This window comes from Actinobacillus succinogenes 130Z, assembly GCF_000017245.1.
GTDB classification, from domain to species: Bacteria; Pseudomonadota; Gammaproteobacteria; order Enterobacterales; family Pasteurellaceae; genus Exercitatus; species Exercitatus succinogenes.
Genome location: NC_009655.1, coordinates 1671217 through 1688512, shown reverse-complemented (window position 1 = coordinate 1688512; position 17296 = coordinate 1671217). Strand labels below are relative to the sequence as shown.

General features: G+C 46.2%; 16 protein-coding genes. 11 read left to right on the top strand and 5 right to left on the bottom strand.

Annotation, left to right across the window (positions count from 1 at the left end; translation table 11 throughout):
* Nucleotides 1-103: 103 nt before the first annotated feature.
* From ASUC_RS07920 to napF, 6 genes are all read left to right on the top strand, one after another.
* Entirely contained in the window at nucleotides 104-2533 is a 2430-nt protein-coding gene (locus ASUC_RS07920; RefSeq protein ID WP_041834793.1) for a DmsA/YnfE/YnfF family dimethyl sulfoxide reductase, read from the top strand.
* A gap of 25 nt (nucleotides 2534-2558) precedes the next feature.
* Nucleotides 2559-4991, top strand: coding sequence for a DMSO/selenate family reductase complex A subunit (locus tag ASUC_RS07915; protein ID WP_012073258.1), 2433 nt, complete (start codon nucleotides 2559-2561; stop codon nucleotides 4989-4991).
* Nucleotides 4992-5000: 9 nt separating this feature from the next.
* Nucleotides 5001-5618: a DMSO/selenate family reductase complex B subunit gene (locus tag ASUC_RS07910; RefSeq protein WP_012073257.1), complete on the top strand. Its 618-nt coding sequence runs from the start codon at nucleotides 5001-5003 to the stop codon at nucleotides 5616-5618.
* A gap of 1 nt (nucleotide 5619) precedes the next feature.
* The gene (locus tag ASUC_RS07905; protein ID WP_012073256.1) at nucleotides 5620-6441 is read left to right on the top strand and encodes a DmsC/YnfH family molybdoenzyme membrane anchor subunit; all 822 of its coding nucleotides are present in this window, start codon (nucleotides 5620-5622) and stop codon (nucleotides 6439-6441) included.
* 75 nt (nucleotides 6442-6516) lie between these two features.
* A complete protein-coding gene (gene dmsD, locus ASUC_RS07900) occupies nucleotides 6517-7122 on the top strand; it encodes a Tat proofreading chaperone DmsD (RefSeq protein ID WP_012073255.1) in 606 nt (201 codons plus the stop codon).
* A gap of 14 nt (nucleotides 7123-7136) precedes the next feature.
* Nucleotides 7137-7694 (top strand): ferredoxin-type protein NapF, encoded by a 558-nt coding sequence (gene napF, locus ASUC_RS07895; RefSeq protein ID WP_012073254.1) that lies wholly within the window; start codon nucleotides 7137-7139, stop codon nucleotides 7692-7694.
* On the opposite strand, the gene ASUC_RS07890 is transcribed toward napF, so the two are convergent.
* Nucleotides 7685-8056, bottom strand: coding sequence for a MerR family transcriptional regulator (locus tag ASUC_RS07890; RefSeq protein WP_012073253.1), 372 nt, complete (start codon nucleotides 8054-8056; stop codon nucleotides 7685-7687). The two genes, napF and ASUC_RS07890, sit on opposite strands and share 10 nt — an antisense overlap.
* An 88-nt stretch (nucleotides 8057-8144) precedes the next feature.
* Here ASUC_RS07890 and ASUC_RS07885 point away from each other — a divergent pair, with 88 nt between their 5' ends.
* A complete protein-coding gene (locus ASUC_RS07885; RefSeq protein ID WP_012073252.1) occupies nucleotides 8145-8768 on the top strand; it encodes a cation diffusion facilitator family transporter in 624 nt (207 codons plus the stop codon).
* 99 nt (nucleotides 8769-8867) lie between these two features.
* On the opposite strand, the gene hypA is transcribed toward ASUC_RS07885, so the two are convergent.
* The 3 genes from hypA to prfB form a co-directional block, all read right to left on the bottom strand.
* Entirely contained in the window at nucleotides 8868-9209 is a 342-nt protein-coding gene (gene hypA, locus ASUC_RS07880; RefSeq protein ID WP_012073251.1) for a hydrogenase maturation nickel metallochaperone HypA, read from the bottom strand.
* Between the two features lie 61 nt (nucleotides 9210-9270).
* Nucleotides 9271-10782 carry a lysine--tRNA ligase gene (gene lysS, locus ASUC_RS07875; protein WP_012073250.1) on the bottom strand — a complete coding sequence of 504 codons (1512 nt, stop codon included), beginning with the start codon at nucleotides 10780-10782 and terminating at the stop codon, nucleotides 9271-9273.
* 93 nt (nucleotides 10783-10875) lie between these two features.
* A protein-coding gene (prfB, locus tag ASUC_RS07870) for a peptide chain release factor 2 (protein WP_099045253.1) occupies nucleotides 10876-11974 on the bottom strand; the annotation gives its coding sequence in 2 pieces (ribosomal slippage) (nucleotides 10876-11898 and nucleotides 11900-11974; 1098 coding nt in all).
* A gap of 179 nt (nucleotides 11975-12153) precedes the next feature.
* Between prfB and dsbC the strand changes: the two genes are divergently transcribed.
* From dsbC to ASUC_RS07850, 4 genes are all read left to right on the top strand, one after another.
* Nucleotides 12154-12843 (top strand): bifunctional protein-disulfide isomerase/oxidoreductase DsbC, encoded by a 690-nt coding sequence (gene dsbC / locus ASUC_RS07865; RefSeq protein ID WP_012073248.1) that lies wholly within the window; start codon nucleotides 12154-12156, stop codon nucleotides 12841-12843.
* A 204-nt stretch (nucleotides 12844-13047) separates the two neighbouring features.
* Entirely contained in the window at nucleotides 13048-14763 is a 1716-nt protein-coding gene (recJ, locus tag ASUC_RS07860) for a single-stranded-DNA-specific exonuclease RecJ (protein WP_041834649.1), read from the top strand.
* A complete protein-coding gene (locus ASUC_RS07855) occupies nucleotides 14764-15429 on the top strand; it encodes a thiol:disulfide interchange protein DsbA/DsbL (protein WP_012073246.1) in 666 nt (221 codons plus the stop codon). It abuts the gene before it with no gap.
* Nucleotides 15426-16118 carry a 5'-methylthioadenosine/adenosylhomocysteine nucleosidase gene (locus tag ASUC_RS07850; protein ID WP_012073245.1) on the top strand — a complete coding sequence of 231 codons (693 nt, stop codon included), beginning with the start codon at nucleotides 15426-15428 and terminating at the stop codon, nucleotides 16116-16118. Before ASUC_RS07855 ends, ASUC_RS07850 begins: the two co-directional genes overlap by 4 nt.
* 115 nt (nucleotides 16119-16233) lie before the next feature.
* On the opposite strand, the gene ASUC_RS07845 is transcribed toward ASUC_RS07850, so the two are convergent.
* On the bottom strand, nucleotides 16234-17238 hold the full coding sequence (locus tag ASUC_RS07845; RefSeq protein WP_012073244.1) for an ornithine carbamoyltransferase: 1005 nt from the start codon (nucleotides 17236-17238) through the stop codon (nucleotides 16234-16236).
* Nucleotides 17239-17296 lie beyond the last annotated feature (58 nt).

The window sequence follows — 17296 nt, the reverse complement described above, 5'->3', positions numbered from 1 at the left end:
TGCCATTAATTGAATGAATATAAATTTACTTGAATTAACACCAGAGATTTTATTTCACAATGGCAGAAGGATAACAAATTCTATCTTTAAGGAGAGATTAATGATGAACAATCAAGAACTCAATCCGAAAACAACGCGCCGAAGCTTTATTAAAGCAAGCGGAATGACCGCACTTACCGTATCGGCAGGAATAAATCTTCCACTTCAAGTTAAAGCGGAGACAATTCCGATTAAAAATATGCAGGATGATAAAGAGGTTCTGTCTTTGTGTTCGGTGAACTGCGGTAGCCGTTGTGTTTTACGGTTACATGTTAAAAATGATGAGGTTCGCTGGGTAGAAACCGACAACTCCGGTGATGATGAATATGGTAATCATCAAATTCGGGCATGCCTACGCGGTCGTTCAATGCGCTACCGAATGAATCATCCCGATCGTTTGAAATATCCCATGAAGCGTATCGGAAAACGCGGAGAAGGTAAGTTTCAGCGTATCAGTTGGGACGAAGCATTAGATACGATTGCCGATAATCTTAAGCGTATTGTAAAAGATTACGGTAATGAAGCGGTCTACAATAATTATGCCTCAGGAATTGTGGGAGGAAATATGACCCGCTCTTCACCCTTTGCTTCATTATTTACCCGACTGATGAATTGTTATGGCGGGCTATTAAGCTATTATGGTTCATACAGTACCGCACAAATTGCCCGGGCAATGCCGTTTACCTACGGTTCCAATGTGGGAAACAGTACCTCCGATATCGTCAATTCGAAACTGGTGGTATTTTTCGGTAATAATCCGATGGAAACCCGTATGAGCGGTGCAGGGATTACTTATCACTTAGAGCAAGCCCGAGAACGTTCCAACGCAAAATTGATTGTCATTGATCCTCGCTATACGGATACCGCCTCAGGTCGTGAAGACGAATGGATTCCGATTCGTCCGGGGACGGACGCCGCACTAGTAGCGGGTATGGCGCATGTAATGATTACTGAAAATCTGGTTGATCAGGTATTTTTAGATAAATATTGTGTTGGTTATGATGAAAAAACATTACCGGCATCTGCGCCGGCGAATGGACATTATAAGGCTTATATTTTAGGCCAAGGGGATGACGGCGTTGAAAAAACGCCCGAATGGGCGGCTAAAATTACAGGTATTCCCGCAGCCAAAATTATTCGTTTAGCCAGAGAAATAGGTACGACCAAACCTTGTTATATTGCTCAAGGTTGGGGATTACAACGTCAATCCAATGGTGAATTGGCTTGTCGTGCGGTGGCGATGTTAGCCATTTTAACCGGAAACGTCGGAATTAGCGGCGGGAATTCCGGCGCACGGGAAGGCTCTTTTTATCCTCCAATTCAACGTTTGCCGGTACTGGAAAATCCGGTGAAAGCGAAAATCTCCGTATTCTCTTGGACCGATGCCATTGATCACGGCGATCAAATGACGGCTTTGAAAGATGGGGTTCAAGGAAAAGATAAATTAGACGTTCCGATCAAATTTATGTGGAATTACGCAGGCAACTGTATTACGAATCAACATAGTGATATTAATCGAACTCATGAAATTTTATCGGACGATAAAAAATGTGAAATGATCGTAGTAATCGAAAATTTCATGACGGATTCGGCTAAATATGCGGATATTCTCTTGCCCGATTTAATGACGACAGAGCAAGAAGATATTGTACCGAATGATTATGCCGGCAATATGGGGTATTTGATTTTCAGCCAGCCTGCTACTTCTGCCAAATTTGAACGGCGAGGTATTTATGATATTTGTTGTGAAATAGCTAAACGCTTGGGACAGGATGTCTACGATAAATTCACGGAAGGCGGTAGAACACAAGAGCAGTGGTTGCAATTTTTATACAGCCGAATGCAGGAGAAAGACGCAACTTTACCAAGTTATGATGAACTTAAACAAATGGGCGTGTATAAACGCCAAGATCCTAACGGTCATTTAGTTGCGTATCAAAAATTCCGCGAGGATCCGGAAGCCAATCCGTTAAAAACACCTTCGGGAAAAATCGAAATTTATTCCGAACGGTTGGCGGAAATTGCTGCGACATGGGAGTTAAAAGAAGATGAAGTAATTCATCCGTTACCGATTTATCATAGCGGTTTTAACGGATGGGATGATCCGAAGAGAGAAAAATATCCGTTTCAATTAGTAAGTTTCCATTATAAATCCCGCACGCACTCCACTTATGGCAATATTGATGTTTTAGAATCCGCCTGTCCGCAAGAAATGTGGATAAATCCTATTGATGCGCAACGGTTAACGTTAACGGACGGTGAAACGGTTCGCGTATTTAATGAAATCGGTGAAACGCGTATCCCGGTAAAAATTACGCCTCGAATAATGCCCGGCGTGTTGGGTATGGGACAGGGGGCATGGCATAAAGCCAATATGTTCGGCGATAAAGTGGATCATAACGGTTGTGTAAATGTTTTGACTACTTTACGTCCGTCCCCGCTGGCAAAAGGCAATCCGCAGCATTCTAATCTGGTACGGATAGAAAAATTATAGGGTTGCCCTTAAGGAGTAATTAACGATGAATCATCTAGATCTTAATTCGAATACGACACGACGTCGTTTTATTAAAACAACCGGTCTGACGGCATTTGCCGCATCGGCAGGTATTAGTATTCCGTTTGCGACGAAAGCCGGAAATCAATCTATTACGTCGACTGCAGGGGCAGATGAAAAGGTCGTTTGGAGCGCCTGCACGGTAAATTGCGGTAGCCGTTGTCCTTTGCGTATGCACGTGAAAGATGATCAAATCATTTATGTGGAAACAGATAATACGGGAAGCGAAACCTATAATCTTGATCATCAAGTGAGAGCCTGCCTGCGTGGGCGTTCAATGCGTCGTCGGGTATATAATCCGGATCGTTTGAAATATCCGATGAAACGAATCGGAAAAAGGGGAGAAGGAAAATTTAAACGCATTTCCTGGGATGAAGCATTAACGGAAATCGCTCAGTCTTTGCAGAAGAATATCGCTCAATACGGTAATGAGAGTATTTATTTGAATTATGGTACGGGAACGCTGGGCGGTACGGTAACGAAATCATGGCCGCCGGGTTCGACGCTTATTGCCCGTTTAATGAATTGTATCGGCGGTTATTTAAACCATTACGGCGACTACAGTACGGCACAAATCAGCGTAGGCTTGGATTATACCTATGGCGGCGGTTGGGTGCTCGGTAACGGTATGGCGGATATTGAAAACACAAAATTAGTGGTTCTGTTCGGCAATAATCCGGCCGAAACCCGTATGAGCGGCGGCGGCTTGACTTACTGTATTCAACAGGCAAAAGCAAAATCCAATGCCAAACTGATTGTGATCGACCCTCGTTATACCGATACCGGTGTCGGTAAAGAAGACGAATGGATTCCGATTCGCCCCGGTACCGATGCGGCGTTAGTGTCGGCACTGGCTTATGTCATGATAACCGAGGAGTTAGTGGATCAACCGTTTTTGGATAAATACTGCGTCGGATATGATGAAAACACACTACCGGCCGACGCACCTCAAAACGGGCATTATAAAGCCTATATTCTAGGTCAAGGCGAAGACGGTATTGCCAAAACTCCCGAATGGGCGGCCAAAATTACCGGAATTCCGGCGGAACGTATTATTAGGCTTGCCCGCGAAATCGGGTCGACTAAACCTGCTTATATCTCACAGGGATGGGGGCCGCAACGCCGCAGTAACGGTGAGATTATTTCCCGCGCTATCGCCATGCTGCCGATTTTAACCGGTAACGTTGGGATTAGCGGTGGAAACACCGGTGCCAGAGAAAGTTCTTACGGCGTGCCTTTCGTAATGATGCCGACATTAACCAATCCGGTAAAAGCCAGTATACCGATGTTCCTGTGGACGGACGCCATCACCCGGGCGACGGAAATGACCGCTAAAACCGACGGTATTCGCGGAGTGGAAAGATTAACCGCACCGATTAAATTTATTTGGAATTATGCGGGTAACTGTTTAACCAATCAACATGCGGATATTAATCGGACACATGAGATTTTGCAGGACGAAAGCCTGTGCGAAATGATTGTAACCATCGATAATCACATGACGTCAACGGCTAAATACAGTGATATTGTTTTACCCGACTGCATGACTTCGGAACAAATGGATTTCTGTTTGGACGGCTATGTAGCGAATATGAGTTATGTCATTTTTGCCGATCAAGCGGTGAAACCTTCTTTTGAATGTCGCAATATTTACGACATGTTATCCGATCTATCGGAAAAGTTAGGTGTGAAACAGCAATTTACCGAAGATCGAACACAGGAGGAATGGTTGCGTTACATTTATCGACAGTCGCGGGAACAACTGCCGGAGTTGCCTGTTTTTGACGAATTTCGCACTCAAGGCATCTTCAAAAAAGTGGATCCGAAAGGCTTTTATATTCCGTACAAAGAATTCAGAGATGATCCGCAGGCCAATCCGCTTAAAACGCCGTCAGGTAAAATTGAAATTTATTCTTCCCGCCTGGCCGAAATCGCCCGTTCCTGGAAATTGGATGAAGATGAAGTGATTCATCCGTTGCCGATCCATGTAGACAGTTTTGAACATTACGGCGATCCGCTAATGGAAAAATATCCGCTGCAATTGACCGGTTTTCATTATAAAGCCAGAACCCATTCCACTTACGGTAACGTCGATATTTTGAAAAGTGCAAATCCGCAGGAGATCTGGATTAACCCGTTTGATGCGGAAAAACGCGGTATTAAAAACGGCGATATGCTCCGTATGTTTAACGACCGCGGAGAAGTGCGTATTCATGCCAAAGTGACACCCCGTATTATCCCGGGTGTTGTGGCGTTAGGTGAGGGAGCATGGCACGCGCCGGATAACCAAGGCATAGACCATTCGGGTTGTATTAACGTCCTCACTACTCAACGTCCGTCCCCGTTGGCAAAAGGCAATCCGCAACATTCTAATCTGGTTCAAGTAGAAAAATTATAGGAGTAAGCTATGGAACAATATGGCTTTTATTTTGATTCGGAACGCTGCACCGGTTGTAAAACCTGCGAGTTAGCCTGTAAGGATTATAAAGATTTAGGTACAGAGGTAAATTTCCGCCGTATTTATGAATATGCGGGCGGTAATTGGATGCAGGACAACAATGGTTGCTATCATCAAGATGTGTTTGCTTATTATATGTCCGTTTCATGCAACCACTGCGATGATCCCGCCTGTGTCAAAGTCTGTCCTACCGGTGCTATGCATAAAAACGAAGAGGGTTTTGTCATCGTAAACGAAGAAACCTGTATCGGTTGCCGTTACTGTCACATGGCTTGTCCTTACGACGCACCGCAGTTTGATGCTAAAAAAGGACATATGACTAAATGCGACGGTTGTTATTCCCGGGTGAAGGAGGGACACAAACCTATTTGCGTGGAGGCTTGTCCGTTGCGTGCATTGGATTTCGGACCTATCAACGAATTACGCATGAAACACGGAGAACAAGCCTCTATTGCACCATTGCCGCCGGCAGAATTCACAAAACCGAATTTAATCGTGAAACCGAATAAACATGCACGCCCGAGCGGTGATACAACGGGTTTCTTAGCAAATCCAAGAGAGGTGTAAAATGAACGAAATACATGAATTACCTTTAGTGATTTTCACTGTTCTGGCGCAAAGTGCGGCGGGCGCATGGTTGATTTTAACTTTTGTTTTATGCCGTCACGACGACGGAGATCGCGCTTATTGGAACAAGGCGTTGTTTATACCGTTGCTATTGCTGGGCATCGGTTTTATTGCCTCCGTCGTACATTTGGGTATGCCGTTGCGCGCATTGAATTCTCTCAATCGGGTGGGTTCTTCTATGCTGAGTAATGAAATTGCCTCCGGCGCATTCTTTTTCGTACTGGCGGGAGGATATTGGTTACTGAGCCTGTTCGGTAAAATGCCGCAAAGTTTGGGAAAAATGTGGTTAATTTTGACCGCACTTACGGGCGTAGTATTTATGTATATGATGGACCGGGTTTACCACATCGCCACCGTACCGACTTGGAATAGCTCGCTGACTTCCTGGCAGTTTTATTTAACCGTTGTTATCGGCGGCAGCGCCTTAGCTTACGGATTATTGGCAAATCGCGAAGAGGGTCAAAGCCGTATACCGTTACTTTATGTGATTGGCGTTTTCCTGGCGGCGATTATCGTAATTTATCAGGGGTTCGGGTTAAGTCAAATACACAGCTCGGCACAACAGGCCGTCGCATTGGTACCGGATTTTGCCGTTAAGCAAGTAGGACGTCTGTGTCTGTTAGCCATTGCCGGTGCGTTATTGCTGAAAAGCAAACAGTCTTTATTGCTTGCCAGTGCGGTCATTTTGGTATTATTTGCGGAAATGATCGGTCGCGAATTATTTTATGCTTTGCATATGACGGTAGGCATGGCGGCAAGCTGAAAATTACGTGAAAACCGACCGCACTTTTTGTGATTTAACGGAGCAAAGTGCGGTCAATTTTAAGGAAGTTTTTTGATGGATAACGCATTGTTGCAATGGATTTCAATCGGCGGTCGTTTATTGGGCGCCGTCTTTTATTATGCCCCTCAGGATAAACGGATTCAGCCCGTGCTGGATTTTTTTCGACAACCGGATTGGTTGAACGATTGGGCGGCGTTAGAAAATCCTGAATTTATTCATGCATTAATCGAAAAAGGGATGCAACAGGATTTGTCGCAGGCTTATCAATATTTATTTATCGGTCCGAACGACTTGCCGGCGCCGCCTTGGGGCTCGGTGTATTTGGATAAAGAATCGGTGATTTTCGGCGATTCTTTACTGGCATTACGCGAATTTTTGGCTGTTCGCCATATTGAATTTATCAAAACCCAAAACGAACCGGAAGATCATCTGGGGTTAATGTTTATGCTTGCCGCTTATTTGGCGGAAACCAAACCGGAATATCTGAGCGAATTTCTGAGCGAGCATTTTGTTACGTGGGCATATCGTTGTCTGGACTTGATTGCCGAACAAACGGATTATCCTTTTTATCAGGGGATGGCGTTGCTTGCCCGACAAACTTTAGAAGGCTGGCAGCAACAGCTTAAACTTCAGCCGAACCGGCCGCAGCTTTATCGGTAACGACAGGGCAGGGGATGACTATGCAAGGGAAAAACGAACGATATTATGAGGCGTATTTAGCCTGTAACCGCATTTCCCGGCGGGGATTGTTGCGCGGCGTTTTTCATCCGATAGAACAGGCGGCGCAGAGCGGCGAATCCCGTTTGGCGGCACGCCCGCCTTTCGCGGCGGAGGAAGCGTTATTTCTTGCGGCTTGTAACGGGTGCGGCGAATGTGTTGCTGCCTGCCCCTATCATTTGATTCGCCTTTACGGGCAAAAAGCCGTGCTGGAATTAGATTACGCCGCTTGCGATTTATGCGGAAAATGTGCGGAAAGTTGTTCGACTCACGCACTGCATCCCGCCTTTAAAAAAGATACGGAATTTCGACCGCACTTTTCGGAAAATTGTTTGATAAAACAAAACCAAGCCTGCACCGTTTGTCAGGAACGTTGCCCGCAACAGGCCATTTCCGCCGATTTACAACTGAACCATAACGCCTGTAACGGTTGCGGCGAATGCAAATTGAGCTGCTTTGTTTCGGCAATTCGGTTGAGATTGACAAGTGAATCCGTTTCTCCGCGTTATAAATGAAGCGCTTTGCAGTCCGCTTCGCTGTGTCCTTCGTCCATGACCAAATTTTGCAGAAAATGGCGGATTTCATTCAGCCGCATAATTTTTTCTTCTACATTGGCTAACTGACGTATAATCATTCGATCCGCCAGACCGTGTTGCTGAGGGTGGCTTTTTATGTGATTGAGTTGTTTGACTTCTTCCACGGAAAATCCCAACGAACGACAGGTTTTAATGAAGCGGAGCAGCTCCAGTGTATTGTCATCGTAACAGCGATAACCGTTCGCCTGCCGTTTCGGCGTAGGCAAGACACCGGTTTTTTCATAATAACGAATGGTTTCCGGATGAATACCGCTTTGTTTGCTGAGTTCGTTGACCGTCATATTTTTCTCCATAAAATGATTGACCCCGTAGTCGCTACGACCTTTATAGTGTATCCCAAGTTAAATTTTCCGACAACGGGAGGTCGTTATGGGGTATCAACATCATTGCCCGGAACAGGGACATCATCACGGGCACAGTCATAATCATATTCCGCAAGATCGCAAAATTCTGGCGTGGAGTTTTGCCGTAATTGCCGGTTACACGGTGGTGGAATTTATCGGCGGCTGGCTGTTTAACAGCCTGACGTTAATGGCGGATGCCGGGCATATGGCAAACGATAGTTTGTCGTTGTTGCTTGCGCTGATCGCTTTGTTTTTATCCGAACGAAAACAACAGTGGTTTGCATTGCTTAACGCGGCGTCGCTGATTGTCGTGGCCGCTCTGATTCTGACGGAAGCCGTTCAACGCTGGCGGGCGCCGCCCGAAATTCAGGCGCTGCCTATGCTCGGCGTAGCGGTAATCGGGTTATTAGTGAATGTTCTGGTGGCATGGATTATGCTGAAAAGCAATCGGGAAAATCTCAATGTAAAAGCGGCCTATTTGCATGTGCTGGCGGATTTATTCGGTTCCGTCGTGGCTGTCGTTGCGGGGTTGAGTGCGTATTTTCTCGGCTGGCAATGGGTGGATGTAGCGGCAAGTGCGATATTAAGTTTATTCATTCTGCGAAGTGGCGTCGGCGTGATGCGGGAAGTGCTGGCAAATTTTAATTAACCGCTGAAGCGCGGAAAAGTGCGGTTGGATTTGAAATCGTTTTGCAGTAAAAAACGTTCAACTTTTTGACCGCACTTTATTTATTTTATCGCGTATTTTTTATTCCACCGCGATTTCCTTAATCCGCAACTCATCGCCCCCTTGTTTTTGCAGATGAACACCGCCGCATTCGGGGCAGGCGTCATGATGGGTTTTGATTTTCACCGTTTTTTCACAATGCCAGCAATAGGCGAGAGCGGGCACGGGAATAAAATGGATCTTGCAATTTTCCATCACCGTATCTTTGCTGTATACGTCAAAACAAAATGTGATGGCATCAGGCTCCACACAGGAAAGCGGACCGATTTCCAACCAAATATCCGTAACTTTATTTACGTGATTACGGCGGCATTGTTCTTCCACAATTTCGATGATGTTTTGAGTGAGAGCCATTTCGTGCATAAAATCTCCTTAAAAAGGAACCGCACTTTATCTAAAAGTGCGGTTGATTTTTCATCTGTTTTTACGCTTTGTGTTTCATCGCCGGGAATAAAATCACATCACGGATTGACGGCGCATTGGCGAACAGCATTGCCAAACGGTCGATACCCAAACCTTCGCCGGCTGTCGGCGGTAGGCCGTGTTCCAGTGCGGTGACGAAATCGTCGTCTTTGAACATAGCTTCATCATCGCCCGCGTCTTTTGCCGCCACTTGGGCGTCGAAACGTTCAGCCTGGTCTTCCGCATCGTTTAATTCCGAAAAACCGTTACCGATTTCACGACCGCCGATAAATAATTCGAAACGATCGGTCACCTCCGGATTTTCGTCGTTACGGCGTGCCAACGGTGAAATTTCCGCAGGATGCGCCGTTAAGAAGGTCGGCTGAATTAAATGATGTTCCGCCACTTCTTCGAAAATCGCGTTCACAACGGAACCTAATCCCCAGGATTTTTGAATTTCAATGCCGAGTTTTGTCGCCGCGGCTTTGGCGCGTTCTAAATCATATAAATCTTCTTTGACAATACCTTTTTCTGCGCCGTATTTAAGCACCGCATCGTGCATAGTGATGCGTTCGAACGGTTTGCCGAAATCGAATTCATATTCACCGTAAGGCACGATGGTGGTGCCTAAAATATCCAACGCCAGTTTGCGTAACAATTCTTCCGTGTTATCCATTAAATCGTGGTAATCCGCATAGGCTTGATAGTATTCGATCATAGTAAATTCCGGATTGTGGCGTACGGAAACCCCTTCGTTACGGAAATTGCGGTTGAGTTCGAATACGCGTTCGAAACCGCCGACGACTAAACGTTTTAAGTAAAGTTCCGGCGCAATACGTAAATACATATCAATGTCTAAAGCGTTGTGGTGCGTCACGAACGGACGTGCCGCCGCGCCGCCCGGGATCACTTGCAGCATTGGCGTTTCCACTTCGATGAACCCTTTGCCGATAAAGTATTCGCGAATACCGGCGATCACTTTTGAACGAATGACAAAAGTGCGGCGGGATTCTTCGTTAGAAATTAAGTCTAGATAACGTTGACGATAACGGGTTTCTTGGTCGCTTAAGCCGTGGAATTTGTCCGGCAGCGGACGAAGCGCTTTGGTGAGTAATTGTACTTCGTGGGCTTTTACGGTTAATTCGTTGGTTTTTGTTTTGAATAACGTGCCTTTGATGCCGACAATGTCGCCCAAATCCCAGCTTTTTACATCTTCCGCGTAAACGCCTTCCGGCAGGTTGTCGCATGCTACATAAAGCTGAATTTTGCCGCTCATATCCTGAATGGTGATAAACGTAGCTTTACCCATGGCCCGACGGGTCATAATACGGCCGGCGACAGCAACCTGAGGGTTCTTTTCTTTTAATTGTTCGCCGTCCGTTTCGTCGTATTGATGATGCAAATCCTGCGCTAACGCATCACGGCGGAAAGTGTTCGGAAAGGCGTTGCCTTTTGCACGTAACGCCGCTAATTTTTCGCGACGCACCGCCATTTCACCGTGAAAGTCTAATTCTGTATTTTGTTGTTCTGACATTTTTGGGTTACCTTGTAATTAGATAGGAGGGCGAGCTTGCCCACCGTTCATATTTTTAACTGTTTAATTGAATTTGGCAGAGAAGTAGTACGATTACAATCCCGCTTTTAAACTGGCTTCGATAAAACGATCCAAATCGCCGTCGAGGACCGCTTGGGTATTGCGGTTTTCCACGCCTGTACGCAAATCTTTGATACGGGAATCGTCCAGTACATAAGAACGGATTTGGCTGCCCCAACCGATGTCGGATTTAGAATCTTCCAGAGCTTGCTTATCGGCGTTTTTCTTTTGTAATTCCATTTCGTACAGTTTCGCTTTCAACTGCTTCATACATTGATCTTTGTTTTTGTGTTGAGAGCGGTCATTTTGACACTGCACTACAATGCCGCTTGGAATATGGGTAATTCGTACCGCACTTTCGGTTCGGTTTACATGCTGACCGCCGGCGCCGGAGGCACGATAGACGTCGATACGCAAATCCGCCGGATTGATGTCGATGTCGATGTCATCGTCAATTTCGGGGTAAACAAAGGCGGCGGCAAAAGACGTATGACGGCGGTTGTTGCTGTCAAAAGGCGATTTACGGACTAAACGGTGAATGCCCGTTTCGGTACGCAACCAACCGAAAGCGTATTCGCCCGACACTTTCACCGTAGCGGATTTTAAGCCCGCCACATCGCCGTCGGATACTTCCATTAATTCGGTTTTAAAACCTTTACTTTCCGCCCAGCGCAAATACATACGTAATAACATTTCCGTCCAGTCCTGCGCCTCCGTGCCGCCGGAACCCGCTTGCAGATCCACATAACAATCGCAAGCGTCGTGTTCGCCGCTGAACATACGGCGGAATTCTAATTTGGCTAATTGTTGTTCCAATTCGTCTAATTCGGCAACGGCTTCGTCAAAGGTTTCTTGGTCTTCGCCTTCAACCGCCAATTCCAACAGGCCGTCAACGTCTTCCAAGCCTTGGTCAAGCTTTTTAATGGTGTCTACAACCGCTTCTAAGGAAGAACGTTCTTTGCCTAAAGCCTGCGCTTTTTCGGGTTCGTTCCACACATCGGGTTGCTCCAGTTCGGCATTGACTTCTTCTAAACGTTCCACTTTGGCATCGAAGTCAAAGATACCCCCTAAGCGCGTCAGTGCGGGAGGCGAGATCTGTAATTTTGTGTTTTACCGGATTAATTTCAAACATTGTCTTGATTTCACTGAGAAAAATAAGGCGTGATTATAGGCTATTTCAGGCGTTTTTTCTACACCGTTTATGTTTTTAATCACGGATATTTCTTCACCTTTTTCTTGTACAATTATGCAATCCCGTTATAATTCGATGATTTAAGCAGTCGGATTTAGGAACAAAACAGGAAACGAATAATGGGCAAAATTTCACTTTTTTTGACCGCACTTTCGGCGGCGGCACTGTCCGTCAATGTGATGGCGGATGATTCGGTCATTCAGCAAAATCTGAAAAAATTAGGGGCGACCCGGATTGAAATCAAACCTTCGCCGATTAAAGGGGTAAAAGCCGTGGATACGGAAGAAGGAATATTGTACGTCAGCGAAGACGGCAAATACGTTTTGCAGGGAAAATTGTTCGAATTAACCGATAAAGGTCCGGTGGATATGACGGCGAAATCCTTGATGGGAACAGTGGAAAGCTATAAAAACAGCATGATTGTTTATCCCGCAAAACAGGAAAAACACGTCGTAACGGTTTTCTTCGACACGTCATGCGTGTACTGCCACAAAATGCACGAACAGATCAAAGAATATAACGACTTGGGCATAACCGTCCGTTATTTGGCTTTCCCGCGCGGCGGTATGGATGAAAACGCACATAGAATGGAAGCGGTTTTCACCGCGCAAGATAAAGTGCAGGCGTTCAATGATGCGGAGAACGGTAATTATCCTAAGCAGCTAAAAATGCCTGATGTCGTCAAAAAACATTATGAGTTAGGCGTAAAAATGGGAGTGCGCGGTACGCCGAGCATCGTCACGGCAAACGGTGAATTAATCGGCGGATATTTACCGCCCGCACAGCTGTTAGCCGTCCTTGAGGGCTAATTCGTACGGCTTTCCGGCTTGAAAAAAAGCCGTTACCGCCTATAATAAACGGCAAACAGTCCTTTTTTCCGCTGTGGCATAAAAGGGATGATTTTTCCGGAAAGCCCGGTTTCGCCGGAAAAATCTTGGAAACACAGCATTGTTAATCGAAATTGAAAAAGCTGTTGAGTTCAACGGCTTTATTTTTAAGAGTCATAACCATTCGTGAACAAAATTATTCAACGACGTCCATTGCCAAACGGCATGCCGGTGTGCAGCGATCCTTTGCTTGATCGTCTTTACCGCGCCCGCCATATTCAGAATGCACAAGAATTAGACCGCACTTTGGCATCGATGCTGAATCCGAATTTGTTATCCGGTATGGAAAGTGCGGTCAATTTGTTGACAGAATTTCAACATCGCAAGATCGTGATTGTAGGGGATTTCGATGCGGACGGCGCTACCAGTACGGCGTTAACGGTATTGGCTTTGCGCCGATTGGGATTCACGGACGTGAATTTTTTAATTCCCAACCGTTTCGAACAGGGGTACGGACTGAGCGTTGCCGTCGCGGAGATGGCGTTGCAACAGGGCGTTGAACTGTTGATTACCGTAGATAACGGCGTATCTTCCCACGAAGGCGTAGCATATTTGAAACGACACGGCGTGAAAGTTCTGATAACCGATCACCATTTACCGCCGGAAACGCTGCCTGTTGCGGATGCGATTGTCAATCCGAATCTGGACGGTTGTACCTTTCCTTCCAAATCTCTGGCAGGTGTCGGCGTGGCATTTTATGTCATGCTGGCATTGCGCTCCAAACTGCGCGAAATGGGGCGGTTTGATAATAAAACTCAACCTAATTTCACTGAATTGTTGGATATCGTGGCATTGGGCACTATCGCCGATGTAGTGCCTTTGGATCAGAACAATCGTATTTTGGCTTATCAGGGGTTAGCACGAATCAGAGCGAAACGCTGTCATTACGGTATTCGGGCGTTGGCGGAAGTGGCGAATAAAGACATCACCCAACTGACCGCGGGAGATTTAGGTTATTCCATCGCGCCACGTCTCAATGCCGCCGGGCGGCTAGATAATATGTCCGTCGGTGTGGAATTATTACTGGCGGATTCCATGGAACGCGCGCGTGCCTTGGCGTTAGAACTGGACGACTTAAACCAAACCCGTAAAGAAATCGAGCAGGGTATGAAGCAGGAGGCGTTGGATATTTGCCGGAATCTGACCGCACTTCGCCGGGAATTACCGCTCGGCATGGTATTGTATCAGGCGGACTGGCATCAGGGCGTGTTAGGTATTCTGGCTTCCCGCATTAAAGATCAGTTTCATCGTCCCGTAGTTGCTTTTGCCCAGGACGGCAACGGCGTGCTAAAAGGATCCGCACGTTCGGTAGAAGGCGTACATATGCGTGATTTGCTCGAACGCGTGCATAGTCGCTATCCCGATATGATTTTGAAATTCGGCGGACATGCGATGGCGGCGGGATTAAGTATTCACGAAGCATTATTCGAACGATTCCGACAAGTTTTTGATGAAGTGGTAACCGAATGGATCGGTAAAGACGAATTAAAAGGCACATTATGGACGGACGGCGAATTAACACCGCCGCAATTAAATATTCAAACGGCCGAAACGTTGCGTGCCGGCGGACCTTGGGGTCAGTCTTTTCCCGAACCGGTATTCGACGGCGAATTTAAAATCCTTCAGCAGCGGCTGGTGGGGGAACGTCATCTTAAAATGTTGGTAGAACCGAAGCAGGGCGGACAGTTGCTGGACGCTATCGCTTTCAATATCGACACCCGTTATTATCCCGATCTTTCGGTACGGGCGGCGAAACTGGTCTATAAATTGGATATTAATGAATTTCGTGGCAATCGTGATGTACAGTTGTTGGTGGATTATATCGAGCCTATGGCGAATTAAATGATGAAATTCTGGCGCTATTCTTTACTGCTGTTATTGATTCCTTCCGCATTTGCCAAGAATGCGGCGGATTCTTTTGGCGTAGGGAAACTTCGTTTTAAGGAGGGAAAAGATTATTTTTCCTATAGCTCGCCGATTAAAACAGATGAAAGAACGGATAATAAGATTTTAGTGCAGTCGTTTTTTGATTACGATTGCCGCAATTGTTCCGATGTTCAGGACGTACTGGAACTGTATGCGCAACTTAATTCGAATCAAGTCATGGTAAAAAATTATCCGATCGCGTTACCCAAAGCGCAGTTTTCGGCACGGACATTTTACAGCCTGAAAGCGGTGGGACGCGAGGATGTTTCGGACAGCCTGCTGTTGGAGACCTCCGACAAACATATGTACAATAAATTGTCCAAAATGAATAATTTGCTGAGATGGCTGGAAAAAAAAGGAGTGGACGGGCGAACGTTTAAAGAAATGTATGATTCGCCGGAAATTTCCGCTGCGCTCAACGATATGGTGGACATGACGGAAAAATACGGTGTATTTACCTATCCTTTCGTGGTGATTCAGGGCAAATACGCCTTAACTAACAGCACGTTATATAATGATGATTACACCTTCGCCGTGATGGATTATTTAGTTAAACAATTAACAAGAGAAAAAGCGGAATGAAAATTGGTATCGTCGGTGCGATGGCACAGGAAGTGGAAATTTTAGCCGGTCTAATGACCGATAAAACCGAACACAAAATAGGAAGTGCGGTTGTTTTTGAAGGCGAAGTTAACGGAAAAAGCGTCGTTTTGTTACAATCAGGAATAGGGAAAGTTGCGGCGGCAATCGGTACAACGGTATTGTTACAGGGTTTCAAGCCGGATGTGGTTATTAATACCGGTTCTGCCGGCGGCGTAGCGCAAGGGCTGAAAGTGGGAGACATCGTTATCTCTACGGAAACCGCTTACCATGATGCGGACGTCACGGCTTTCGGTTATGCCAAGGGGCAGTTGCCCGCTTGCCCCGCCACCTTTAAATCGGATGAAAAATTGACCGCACTTGCAGAGAAGATCGCACAAAAACAAGGTCGTCGCGTTAAACAAGGGTTAATTTGTTCCGGCGATAGTTTTATTGCCGGCGGTGAACGTTTGGCACAAATTAAAGCGGATTTTCCACCCGTTACCGCAGTGGAGATGGAAGCAGCGGCGATTGCCCATGTATGTCATGCTTTCGGCGTACCTTTTGTGGTGGTGCGGGCGATTTCCGATGCGGGTGACGGCGAAGCCGGTATGTCTTTTGAAGAATTTCTGCCTATTGCCGCTAAACAGTCTTGCGAAATGGTATTGGGTATGTTGGCCGAATTGGAATAATGCAACATGATTTAATGTATGCTTATCCGTTTCGAATCGAAAAAGAAAAATCACCGCATTTGCATGTTGCAAAAGTGCGGTGATTTTTTACTGAGTTTTTGTCAGGGTGTTTCTGTTAAGCCAATGAAGCAACCATTACGGCTTTAATGGTATGCATACGATTTTCCGCCTGTTCGAAGGCAATATTCATCGGGCTTTCGAACACCTCTTCGGTGACCTCAATACCGTTTGCCAGCGCCGGATATTTTGCCGCAATTTCCTGTCCTACTTTGGTTTCGCAGTTGTGAAACGCCGGTAAACAGTGCATAAACTTCACGCCGGGATTGCCTGTACGTTTCATTAAGTCCAGCGTTACCTGATACGGCATCAGCAAATCAATACGTTCGCCCCAGGCTTCAAGCGGTTCGCCCATAGACACCCAAATATCGGTGTGTACGAAATCCACATTGCGCACCGCCGTATCAATATCCTCCGTCACTGTAATGCGTGCGCCGGTTTCTTCGGCAAATTCCCGGCACATGACAACCAGTTTTTCTTCCGGCAGCAATGCTTTCGGCGCGCAAATCCGCACATCCATGCCCAATTTAGCACCGATTAACAGCAACGAGTTCCCCATATTATTGCGGGCGTCGCCGATATAAACATAGCTGATTTCGTTCAGCGGTTTGGTACTGTGTTCCAGCATAGTGAGTACGTCCGCCAGCATTTGGGTCGGATGGAATTCGTCGGTTAACCCGTTAAATACCGGCACGCCGGAATATTTTGCCAAATCCTTCACAATTTGCTGACTGAAACCGCGATATTCGATAGCGTCGTATAAACGCCCCAGTACGCGCGCCGTGTCTTTAATACTTTCTTTATGTCCGATTTGAGAGGAAACGGGATCAAGATATGTCACATTCGCGCCTTGATCATAAGCCGCCACTTCAAAGGAACAACGCGTGCGGGTGGAGGTTTTTTCAAAGATTAAGGCAATATTTTTTCCTTTCAAACGCGGTTGTTCCGTGCCGGTATATTTGGCGTGTTTTAACTCCCGCGCCAAGTCGAGTAAAAACTGAATTTCGCGGGGGGTATGGTGAACTAAACTTAATAAATGACGGTTTTTCAGATTAAATGGCATGCTGCTTGCTCCTTGTAATGAGTATGAGCGTTATCTTATCGTTTTTATCATACCTGTT